Raw genomic sequence first — 11,219 nt, forward strand, 5'->3', positions numbered from 1 at the left:
CAGGCGCAGGGGCGCGTGGGGAGAGGTCAGCGGGCAGGCAGTGTCCATGTGCCGCCTTCGCAGGCGGGTGGGCCGAAGGTGAAATGGCGGCCGCCGGCCGTGTCGGCCACGAGCATGTCTTCGGCTCCCCTGCGGAGGCAACCGCCTGACACGACCGGGATCCGGGCCGACTCTCCGGCGGGAACCTGCCGGCTGTGGATCACGTCGCCGAGCCATTTCACCGTCACGGTTTCGCCGGTGCGGTTCTGGAGCTCCACCCATCGGCTGACGGGTGGCTGGCAGGCGGTGAGGACGACGATCGACACCGCGAGTGTCGCCGACCAGATGATCTTTTTCACGGTCCTCCAGGAAGCCTGTGCCGGCATCTGTTCGAGATTGACCATTCGTACAGCCCCGGCAGGGCCGTCGTGGGGCCTGCCGGGGCTGCGGGTTCGGTGGGTTCGGTGGGTTACTGGTTGCGGGCCAGGAAGTCGCGGGCGGCTCGCAGGTAGTCGGTCAGGTTGACGTGGTCGTCGCCCACCGCGGCCCGGTTGGCGAGGATGGGTTTGTAGTAGTTCTCGACCAGCTTCTCCAGGCCGTGTCTCTCGTTCAGGTCGTCCGTCCGGTAGAGCACCACCTGACGTAGGTCGGGGAAGGCGCGCCCGTGCTTGCCGAGCCGGTCGCGCAGGTCGGTGGCCATGCCGGTTCTGACCACCTGTCCGTTCGGGGCCACCAGGGCGTAGACGCCGCCCTTGGCGTTGAGGTCGCCGACGGTGCGCCACTCTCCTGGGGGGATTCTGTCGGGCAGGTTGAGGCAGTTGATGTTGTGGACGAGGACCGGGGTGGCGTCCGCCAGCACGTAGTAGGTGTGCAGGCCGTCGACGGTCAGGTTGTGCACGCGGCGCGGCGCGCTCCACTCGCTGACCGCGTCCACCTCGACGTAGTCGCCGGCCGAGGTGCGCAGCCACATGCCGGGCCGGAGCAGGTCGGCGTCGATCCAGCGGCCCAGGCTGGAGGCCCAGAAGGGGTGACCATCGGTCGCGGTGATGTCGGCGGTCCTGTCGCCCCGGTCGCCGTCCACGTCGACGGTGACCTTCACCAGGCTCTTCTCGCCGTCGCCGGTGATGACGCCGGTGACGAGCCTGGATTCGGTACGCCCGGTCTCCGGGTCGGTGGCCAGGACGCTGTCGCCGACGACGACCTCTTCGATGGGCTTGGCGGTGCCGTCGGCCATCAGCACCTGGGTGCCGGGGACGAAGCTGTTGAGGGTGCAGCCGCCGGGGGTGTCGGTTCTGCGGAATCTCTGGGCGACGTCGCCCGCCCGGTCGGACACCCAGTCGGCGGCTCGCCGGCCGACGCCGGTGTTGCCGACGAACTCGGCGGCGCGTTCGACCACCCTGAGCTTGCCGAGTGCGGCCTCCGCGCCCGCTTCTGCCACCGCCAGGCCGGCTTCTGCGGCGCCCTCCTGCCAGGTCTTGCGGCCCTCGGCGACGTCGCTGACCGTACCGGCCACCGCTCTGGCGCCCTGGTAGGCGCTGTACGCGGTCAGGCCCCACATGACGCCCTTGCCGACCAGGATGGCCGCGGGGACGAGGAAGACCAGGTTGCCGTCGGGGTCGGAGTTCTGGACCGGGTTGTTGTAGCCGTACCCGTACAGGTTGAGGTTGCCCGGGTTGTAGACCCCGTCGTTGCCCTCGCCGTCGAGGTAGTCGTCGATGATCGGATCAGGGGACTTCCACAGGCCCATGCGGGGGTCGTAGTAGCGCGACCCGTGGTAGTAGTAGCCGGTCTCGGGATCGAGCTCCTTGCCGGTGAACTGGTACGGGTTGAACTGGCCCGGGCTCTCCTCGACCCAGGTCTCGCCGCCGGGGAAGTAGTTGAGATGCTCGGCCAGCCGGCCGTTGCCGTCGGTGCCGAAGGTGGTGGAGCCGATCTGGTCGCCGTGGTAGAAGAACTGGTCCTTCTCGAAGACGGACGGCGGTTTGGTGGTCTTCGTGGCGATCCGGGTGGTGCCGACGAAGACGTGCTTGAACTCGGTCTGGTTGCGGGCGGTGTAGTTCTGGTTCGGGTACAGCGTGATCTGCGAGCTGTCCTTGACCACCCGCCGGCCCTGGTCGTCGTAGGTGAAGCGGACCGTGGGCGGTTTGCGGTGGTCGTCGCAGGCCGAGGGGTCCTGCGGCTGGGTGTCGTTCTTGGTCGTGTCGTGCACGCAGGCCAGCCGGTTGTCCTCGTCCCAGATGAGCTGGCGGCGGGGCCGGCCGTGCTGGTCGGACTCCTGGTTGACGAGGTTGCCGTTGGCGTCGTACTTCATCTCGTCCGGGCCCACCTCGGCCGGCGCGTGCGGGCGGGAGCCGAAGCTGTAGACGTGGGAGTAGGTGGTGTTCTGCTGCACCTGCTCGCTGCCGTTGCTGGCGACGATGGCGTGCCGCTGCTGCTTGCCGACGATGTTGTGCACGGTGTCGTATGTCAGGCGGAAGGCGTACGTGTTGGTGCGGTGGATGTCCGGCGTGTACTGGCCGGTGGCCTGGGTCAGCCGGTAGAGGTTGTCGTAGACGTAGGTCTGCGTGGACGGCCCGCCGAGCTTGGGCGTGGTGGAGCCGTCGGGGATGTTGGTGTCGTTCTGCAGGCGGGTGATGTTGCCGACGTCGTCGTAGCTGTAGCGGTAGCGCTGGAACTCGTACCCGCTCGGCAGGGTCGAGCTGAGCAGCGCGAGGCTGCGGTCGGCGGCGTCGTAGCTGAACGTGGTGGACGTGCCGTTGCCCAGCACCACCCGCGTGCGTTGCTCGAACTTGTCGTACAGCAGGTCACGTAGGTACGGGTACGTGTGCGCGCCCTTGACCCCGGTGGCCGAGATCACCTGGCCGCCGGAGTCGTACCCGTAGGTCAGCACCTCCCCGTCGGGATAGGTGAGCTGGAGCACCCGGCCGAAGCTGTCGTACCGGTAGCCCGTGGTGAAGGTCTTGTCGTGGTGGCCGGAGCCGGGCAGGACCTTGGTCTCGGAGACGATCTCGCCGAGCGGCCCGTACTGGCGGGTGGTCACGCCGCCGGCGTCCTCGATCTTGGTCAGCCTGCCCGCGCCGTTGTAGGCGGCACCGGGGGCTCCGTAGGTGTAGCGGACGTCGTTGTGCTTGAAGATCGGATAGTCGATCTTCACCAGCCGGTTGAAGTCGTACTCGTAGGAGATCTTCTTGTCCCGGTCGTCCAGCTTCGCGGTGACCTTGCTGATCACGTTGCCGGCCAGGTCGTAGCCGGTGCCGGTACGCCCCGAGTCGGGGCTGGTCACGGTCGTGCGCCGGCCGAAGTCGTCGTAGGCCGAGGTGGTGTGGTTGTTCTGGTCGTCGGTGACCTTGGTGAGCTGGCTCAGCGGGTCGTAGACGTAGCTGGTCCAGAGCGGCGGGCCGCCGTTGACCGGGTTCGGCTCCCGCACCGAGGTCAGCTGCTTGCGTACGTCGGTGTAGGTGACCTTGGTGTTGCCCTCGGCGTCGGTCACCGCGGTGGAGAACTGCCGGGTGCCGGAGCGGTCGTCGCCGAAGCCGTAGGCCGTGGAGCTGCCGGTGCCGTCGGGCAGCACAGTGCGCACCGTCCGGTCCAGCACGTCGAACTCGTTCGTGGTCGGGTACACCCGGTCGGAGGTCGTGTTGAGCCTGGTGTTGGCCGTGCCCTTGGCCTCGTTGACCGGGTAGTACTGCTCGGCCACGCGGCCGAACTCGTCGTAGACGGCCCGGCCTGAGACGGTCATGCCGTCGGTGCCGTTGATCCGGGCGTCCTTCTTGGTCTGCACGACCCGGTTCAGGCCGTCGGTGAAGGTGACGGTGTCGATGGTGTCGGGTTTGACCGTTCCGTCCGAGGCTCGGTCCAGATGGCGGGTGACCGCGTACGGGACGGTCGCCTCAGGGTGGTACTCGAAGGCGATGGTCGGCCTGCCGGCCTCGTGGTCGTGCGGCCCGGTCACGGTGGCGACGCGGCCGGCGTCGTCGTAGGTGTGGACCGTCCGCTGGTCGTTGATGTCGACCGTGGTCTCGGGCCGGCCGAACTTCAGGTTGTAGCCGGCGGTGGAGGTGTAGCCGTGGCTGTCCTGGATGGAGGTGACGTAGGTGCCGGTCACCTCGTCGTAGGTGTAGGTCAGCTTGAAGCGCTGCCCCTTGTGGTTGGCCGGCCCGGTCAGGGTGGCCAGCGTGCCGCCGGGATTGTACGTCGCGTCGGTCACCGCGATCTTGTCGTCGCCCAGCTTGGCCCGGTGCCGGGTCATGTTCCCGGTGGCGCAGTCGATGTCGGCGTCGGTGCGCCGCATGACCTTGCCGCCGCCGCGCACCTCGGACCTGTCGGCCGCGTCGAGGATGTGGGTGGCGGTGCAGTCCGCGAAGCCGACCGTGGTGATCACGTCGTCGGCGCCGCCGCTCTCGCCGTGGTCGGTCGTCTTGATGATGTTGCCGTGCTTGTCGTAGACCAGCTCGACCCGGGTCTGCTTGCCCGGCTGGGCCTGGCCCTCGTACCAGCGCTCGTCGGTCCTGACCAGCATTGGGAAGATCGCCGCGCTGGTGCTGGCGGGGTCGCCGGCCGCGCCGGTGGCGACGTCGCGCAGCTCGTACGTCCGCAGTTCCTCGGTGAACGGCTTGCCCGCGCCGTCCGCGGTGAGCGTACGCGTGCCCAGGCCGCGGGTGTAGTGGCTGCTGGTGTCGTACGTGGCGGTGATGGTCCGGTACACGGCCCCGTTGCGGTCCCGGCCCTGGGTCGTCACCGTGGCGTAACCGCGGAACTCCCGCTCCAGCCGGTCGTACACGCCGCCCGCGTAACCGATGGTGGTGTGCTGGACGTCCTCGCCGTCCCCGGCCAGGCCGTCGTCGGTCTTGACCGAGCTGAGCACGAAGCGGGAGCTGGGCAGGTCGTAGGTGTTGCCGTCCCGCGCGTAGTCCAGTTCGATCGTCGCGCCCAGTGGGCGTTTGACCGTCTTGAGCAGGTTGGTGCGGCCGGTCTGGTTGGCCGCCACCGTCAGCTGGTCGTCGGCGCCGGAGGCGAGGTGGTCGGCGAAGCCGTCGCCGTTGATGTCCCGCAGTTGCTGCGAGGCACGCGAAGCGCCGGTCGAAGTGTCGGCGCCGGGGTTGATGATGATGAACCCGCCGATGCCGAACGCGATCGGGATCGAGATGGTGAAGTACGCCCCCGCGCCCAGCCGGGCGTTGACGTCGCCGCTCACCCCGGACAGGCTGCCACCGAAGGCGACAGGGGCGGTGAACCCGCCACCGGTGTTGATCGCCACCCTGATCGGCGAGCCCGCGAACACCCGGTCGGCCAGGCCGTCGCCGTTGACGTCCGCCAGCGTGGCCGAGGTGGTGCTGTCGCCCTGGTTCAGCGACGCGCCGCCGGCGAAGCCGTAGAAGTCGGTGTTGAAGCCGATGTTCACGCCGGCGTTGTCGCTGCCGCCGTCGTTCAGCGGCCCGCCCGGCCACGGCTCCGGCGCCGCGAACCGGTAGCCGAGGTTGAGCGCCGCGCGCCCGTCCTCGAACACCCGGTCAGGCAGCCCGTCGCCGTTGATGTCCAGCAGGTCGGACTCGGCGTCCGAGGTGCCCGTCCCCAAGCTGCCGCCGATGCCCAGCGGCGGCATGTCGTTGCCGGACGACGAGGTGTTGGCCGTCGCCGTCCCGCTCGGCGCGGCGTCGCCGCGGCCGGTGGTGATGGTCTTGGCCGCGCTGCCCGCGCTGGCGTTGCCCGAGCGGTTGTCCGAGGAGCGCACCGTGCCGCCCGGCGTGTCACCGCGCGTGCGGCCGAGCACTCCTGACGGGTCGGTGTACTGGATGCCGCCCGCGCCGACCACGTCGGGGAAGCCGTCGCCGTTCATGTCGAAGTAGTCCAGCTCGCCGCTGGAGGTGCCGGTGGCCACGCTGCCGCCGACACTGCCGACCCCGCCGCCGACGCTGCCGGTCACCGAGATCTGCTGGGAGCGGGACATGCGCGGCACCGCCCGTACGCCGGACACGTCGGCGGCCGTGGGCAGGCCGATCGACTGCCCGCCCAGCCGGGAACTGGTCACCGTGGCACCGGAGACCGTCAGGTCCGCGCCCGAGGCCCAGCTGTTCCGGTCGGGCTCGGCCACGAACAGGATCGCGTTCGGCGGCGTGACCCGCGGGTCCTGCTCGAACTCAGGCCGGTCGCGGTCCACGTCCACGTCCTGGGGCAGCTCGGACTGCAGGTCCTCCATGCTGTCCAGGTCGCCCTGCCTGATCGGCCGGGTGGCCCGGTCTCCGTTGCCGTTGTAGCCGACATAGGCCCAGCCGCGGTACGGCCGCCCGTACACGCCCTCGGGCGCCGGGCTGTGCACGGTCGCGGCCTCCTCGACGCCGCCGACCAGCACGGAAGCCCCGCTCAGCAGCCCTGCGGGCGCGGTGAACTCGAAGAACAGCTTGTCCTCCGCCGTGGTCTCGACCTGAAGCGGCACCGGCTCGGCGCCCAGGGTGACGCTCTGCTTGGCCAGCAGCGCGCCCTGCTTCTTGACCGAGAAGATCACCTGGCCGGTGGCGCCGTCGGCGGCGACCGGCTGCGGGGTGACGGTGAGCGTTCCGCCGGACGCTGGGTACGGCTGCGGCGGGGCGGTTGCGCTGGAGACGGTGTAGGTGTCGATGTCGTACGGCGCGGCGAACTCCTGCCCGAACTCGTCCGGCACCGGCGAGGTCTCGGTGTAGGCCGCCGTGGGCGTCCACTTCAGCGCGGTCACGTCGATCGGCGTGTCCGTCTTGATCCGCCACGTCAGCGCCTGGCCCTTGGTGACCGGCACCGTCGCGCTCACCGGAACCTCGCCGGTGAAGGCGGCCGGGACCTGCTGCTGGAAGACCGGCGTACCGGCGCGGGTGATCAGGATCGTGAGGTCGTCGGTGGTGGCGGCGCTCTTGGTCAGCGCCCCGCCCAGCGTCAGGGTGCCGTCCCTGGGGACCGTCACGGTGGCCGCGCGCCCGGCGAGCGTGAAGTCGTCGGCCGCGGTGTTGGAGGTCAGCGGCAGGCCGTTGGCGTCGGAGGTCTCCGGCAGGCCGGTGTAGGTGATCGTCGGGTTCCAGGTGACCCGGTCGGCGGCGCCGTCGTGCACCGAACCGACCCGGAAGTACAGGTGCTGGCCCTTGCTCACCTGGATGGCGTCCACCCCTTGCGGGGTGTGCTCGTCACGGTCGCCGGCCTCGATCCTGGCCGACCACAGCTCGTCGTTCTCGTGCTGCACGGCCACCCGCACCCCGTCGGGGTCGGCGAACGCCGGCAGCTCACCCTCGGGCGCGTCGAGCTTGACCGTGCCGGTCACCGCGACCGTGCCGTCGAACGGCGCGGTCCACCGACGTAACGTGTCCACCAGCGGGAACGACTGCTCCCGTCGCTCGCGGTCTTCGGAGTAGTCGGGCAGCAGGCCGTCGGCGTCCGCCTCGCTGCCGCCGATCGGCACCGGCGTGTCGGCCGCCGCGCCGAACACCGGCACCCCGTCGGCGCCGATCCGGCCGAACAGCACGCTCTCCCCGTTGACCAGGTCGGTGATGCCGTCGGCGTTGACGTCGCTGAAGTAGCGGTTCGTGGTGCTGATCGTGTCGACGTAGTCGAGCTGCACCGCGCCGCCGCCCGGGTAGGCCTCGACGCCGACCGTACGGGAACTGGAGTCCTGGTCGAACAGGCCCGGCAGGTTGCGCAGCGGCGTGGTCTGCTCGGCGAAGCGGGGCTCGCCGCCGGGGCGCGACAGGTTCTTGCGGAAGACGTGACCGTCGCCGGCCTCGAAGACCTTGTCCGGCAGACTGTCGCCGTCCACGTCCATCAGCGCCAGCAGGCCCTTGTCGGAGCTGCGGCTGAATCCGGCCTTCACCCCGACCGAGTTCGACTTGCTCGGCAGCGGCCCCCATCCCGTGTACAGGTGGCCGCCCGCGCCGGTGGAGGTGTTGCCGTTCAGCGCACCGGCCTCGCCCGCGCCGGGGCGGATCCCGTTGACCAGGCCGTTGGACAGGCCGTCGTCCGGTGAGGTCCACTCCACCCGCTGGAACGCGGTGTAGGCGCCGGAGGCGTCGCGGATGTCGTCGAAATAGCCCAGCTCATGGGTGTTGAACAGCTTTCCGGCGGCGTCGTACTGCTGGATCTTCGACAGCAGCGGCTTGCCGAACGCGCCCTGGGCATAGACGAAGTCGTAGCGGCGGACCAGGTCGTCGCCCAGCCGCACCTCGACCCGGCGCAGCAGATCCGCCGTCACCTGCTTGAACCCGCCCAGCGCGCTGATCGACACGTCCGGCCGGCGCGGCTCGCCGAGCTCCCTGTCACGCAGGAACGTCACCGAGTACGGGCCGTCGGCGTCGCCGAGCCCGGTGTAGGTGATCTTCTTCGGGTAGAGCGCGCGTCCCTCGACCGTGCCGCCGGCCACGCCGGCGTCCTCGACGGTCGTGTACTGGTAGCGCATGGTGTTGCCGTTCGGGTCACGCACCTCGCGCAGCGCCCAGGAGAAGATGTTGCCCGAGTCGTCGGCCAGCACCGCCCCTTCGCCGCCGTACAACCAGCGGGAGCCGGACCTGTCGGTGACCTCCCAGCTGTAGTTCCTGGGCGAGTCGCCCTTGCGCAGGATGTGCGAGAACCGGCCCTCTGTCCGCTGGTGGAACACCTTGTCGGCGGTACGTGGCCGCGCCGCTCCCCGGTGCGCCACCGGGGTCAGCTGATCTCCGGCGAACGTGTACGTCTCGGTCTCGTCCTCGGCGCTGTAACGGGGCACGCCCCAGCGCGTGTCGATCGAGATCGACGGCATCGCCAGGTCCCAGCCCACGCCCATCCAGCCGTTGGCCGCCCCCGACGCGTACTCCACCGACAGTTGCGGCTGCATCTTCTCCCGGCCCGCGGGCACCTCGATCGGGTACGACAGCCGGGCCTCGCCCTGGTTGTCGGCCGTCGGCGCGGCGATCTGGTTCACTCCCGCCGACGGGTCGCCGGCCTCGATGCCCTTGATCTTCGTCGGATCGAAGGAGACCTGCTCGGGGCCTTCGGGGGCGTTCACCGTGGCGTTGACCATGTCGGTGAAGTGGTCGGTCTTGGAGACGATCAGCTGCTGCTCGGTGTCGATCGCCACCCGCACGAGGGGCCGCCAGCAGGTGCCCTGCTCGTCGAAGAAGAAGGTCCGCACGTCCTGCGGGGTCAGCCCGGCCGCCGTCAGCTTCGCCTCGTCGTACGGCAGGCTGATCGTGATGTCCTGCTCGAACTCGAACGGCGTCGGCGTGAACCGGTAACCGGCCCGCGGCGCCTCGGTGACATTGTCCATCCCGGCACCCAGCACCGGCAGTTCCTCCGGGCTGAGCGGCGTGATGCCGATCTCGGCCGGCTCGTCCAGCGCCGCGCTGCCGATGTCCAGCCGGGCCTCGTCATGGGTGATCGTCTTGGCGCTCTCGCCGTCCGCGATGGTCGTGAACGGCTTCGGCACGGCCGCCTGCGGGCCGGCGGAGGGAGCCGAGGGCTGCTTCTGGAGACCTTGCGCCGGAGCGGGCGCGCCGGGGATGCATTCAGGGGCGACGGTCTCCGCGGCCGCGGGCTGGGGAGGCATCGACGCCAGCCCTGGCACTAACACGGCTAACCCTGTGATCACGCATAAGGCGCGTGAACGCATACTGATCACAATCACCACTCCAAGCTCGGGACATTGGCTGGGGGAGAGGGGGAGAGGAACGAGGGGGATGCAGGTGCGGTGCATAAAGGCGGCATAAGGTGACCGGTGCCGCGCCCCATCGATAACACCCATGCTCACTCGCTGTCCAGCCACCAGTTTCGTCACGCTCCGTCACGTAGCGCGACCGGGAGGCCCGTCATCTGCTGGATCGCCGACGAGACTCGCGTCACACCGCACGAATTGGCCACACCTGGCCACATCCCCGCGTGCGGCTGCGCTTCGGGACCGTGACAATCCGTACACGGCGGTCAGGGGGAGCGCCAGCGGTGGAGGCCTCGGCGCCGGTCGGAACTTTTGACTCTTTTCGATGCTAGTTATTGACATTTCGCCGAAAAAGGCGCGTACTTCGATCGAAGATCGGTCTAACTACCCCCGTAACCGCACCAATCACGACGCGACCGGTTCAGGCCAAAACCGACGTCGCGCGCGAGCGCGTTCTCCCGAGCACCCGCAAGTCACCCTCACGCAAGCGTCACCGATTGGGGAACCATGACCGAGGTAGGCAGAGGCCTGGCGAAAAGCCTGCTCTCCCGGCGTGCCTTCACCACCTCCGCGGCTGCTGCCGCGCTGGCACCATTGGTCACAGCGAATCCGACCGCGACGATCCAGACCGGCACGACCGGCGCGACCATGGGCGCGGTCCGCCGCATCACCCTGTACGCGGAGCGGCTGGCGGACGGCCAGCTCGGCTACGGCCTTGAGCCCGGCAAGGCGACGATCCCCGGGCCGCTCATCGAGATGATCGAGGGCGACACCCTGGAGATCGAGATGGTCAACAACCTGGACGTGGCGGCGAGCCTGCACGTCCACGGGGTCGACTACGACGTGTCCAGCGACGGTACGCGCCTGAACGACGGCGTGGTCGAGCCCGGCGGCCGGCGCACCTACATCTGGCGCACCCACGCGCAGGGCCGGCGTGGCGGCGGCGCCGGCATCGAGCCCGGCAGCGCGGGCTACTGGCACTACCACGACCACGTGGTGGGCACCCCGCACGGCACGATCGGCATCCGGCAGGGCCTCTACGGCCCGCTGGTGGTCCGCCGGAAGAAGGACGTCAAGCCGGACAAGACGTTCACCGTCGTCTTCAACGACATGATGATCAACAACCGCCCCGCGCACCAGGCGCCGGAGTTCGTGGCCAAGGTGGGCGAGCGGGTGGAGTGGATCGTGATCACTCACGGCGAGTTCTACCACACCTTCCACATCCACGGGCACCGCTGGGCCGACAACCGCACCGGCCTGCTGGAGAGCCTGGAGGACCCGAGCCGGATCATCGACACCAAGATCACCGGTCCTGCCGAGTCGTTCGGCTTCCAGGTGATCGCGGGCGAGCGGGTCGGCCCGGGGGCGTGGATGTACCACTGCCACGTCCAGAGCCACTCCGACATGGGGATGGCCGGCATCTTCAAGGTGACCGACGCGAACGGGAACGTGCCAGGTCAGCCCGGTGGCGGTCACGAGGGCCACTGACGGCCGCACGCGACCGGCCCGGCCCCGAACGTGCCATGCCGTCATGCCCCACGCAGACCTCGAAACCCCGGACCGCGGATGTCCCCGAACGCGTCCGCAGCAGGTCCTGAGC

3 protein-coding genes are annotated in these 11,219 nt (G+C 69.5%); 1 reads left to right on the forward strand and 2 read right to left on the reverse strand.

The genetic code is table 11. From position 1 onward, the window contains the following. Positions 1–26: 26 nt before the first annotated feature. The gene (locus AB0C27_RS52250) at positions 27–383 is read right to left on the reverse strand and encodes a hypothetical protein (protein ID WP_357862116.1); all 357 of its coding nucleotides are present in this window, start codon (positions 381–383) and stop codon (positions 27–29) included. Positions 384–448: 65 nt separating this feature from the next. Continuing rightward, entirely contained in the window at positions 449–9,514 is a 9,066-nt protein-coding gene (locus AB0C27_RS52255) for a SpvB/TcaC N-terminal domain-containing protein (protein ID WP_357862118.1), read from the reverse strand. A gap of 612 nt (positions 9,515–10,126) precedes the next feature. On the opposite strand from AB0C27_RS52255, the gene AB0C27_RS52260 reads away from it, so the two are divergent. Further along, on the forward strand, positions 10,127–11,107 hold the full coding sequence (locus AB0C27_RS52260) for a multicopper oxidase domain-containing protein (protein ID WP_357862120.1): 981 nt from the start codon (positions 10,127–10,129) through the stop codon (positions 11,105–11,107). Positions 11,108–11,219 lie beyond the last annotated feature (112 nt).

Source organism: Nonomuraea sp. NPDC048882 (genome assembly GCF_040649755.1).
GTDB classification, from domain to species: Bacteria; Actinomycetota; Actinomycetes; order Streptosporangiales; family Streptosporangiaceae; genus Nonomuraea; species Nonomuraea maheshkhaliensis.

Bases quoted from the DNA above. Each gene is read 5' to 3' on its own strand.
- AB0C27_RS52250 (WP_357862116.1), bottom strand. From the start codon at position 383: ATGGTCAATCTCGAACAGATGCCGGCACAGGCTTCCTGGAGGACCGTG.
- AB0C27_RS52255 (WP_357862118.1), bottom strand. From the start codon at position 9,514: ATGCCTCCCCAGCCCGCGGCCGCGGAGACCGTCGCCCCTGAATGCATC.
- AB0C27_RS52260 (WP_357862120.1), top strand. From the start codon at position 10,127: ATGACCGAGGTAGGCAGAGGCCTGGCGAAAAGCCTGCTCTCCCGGCGT.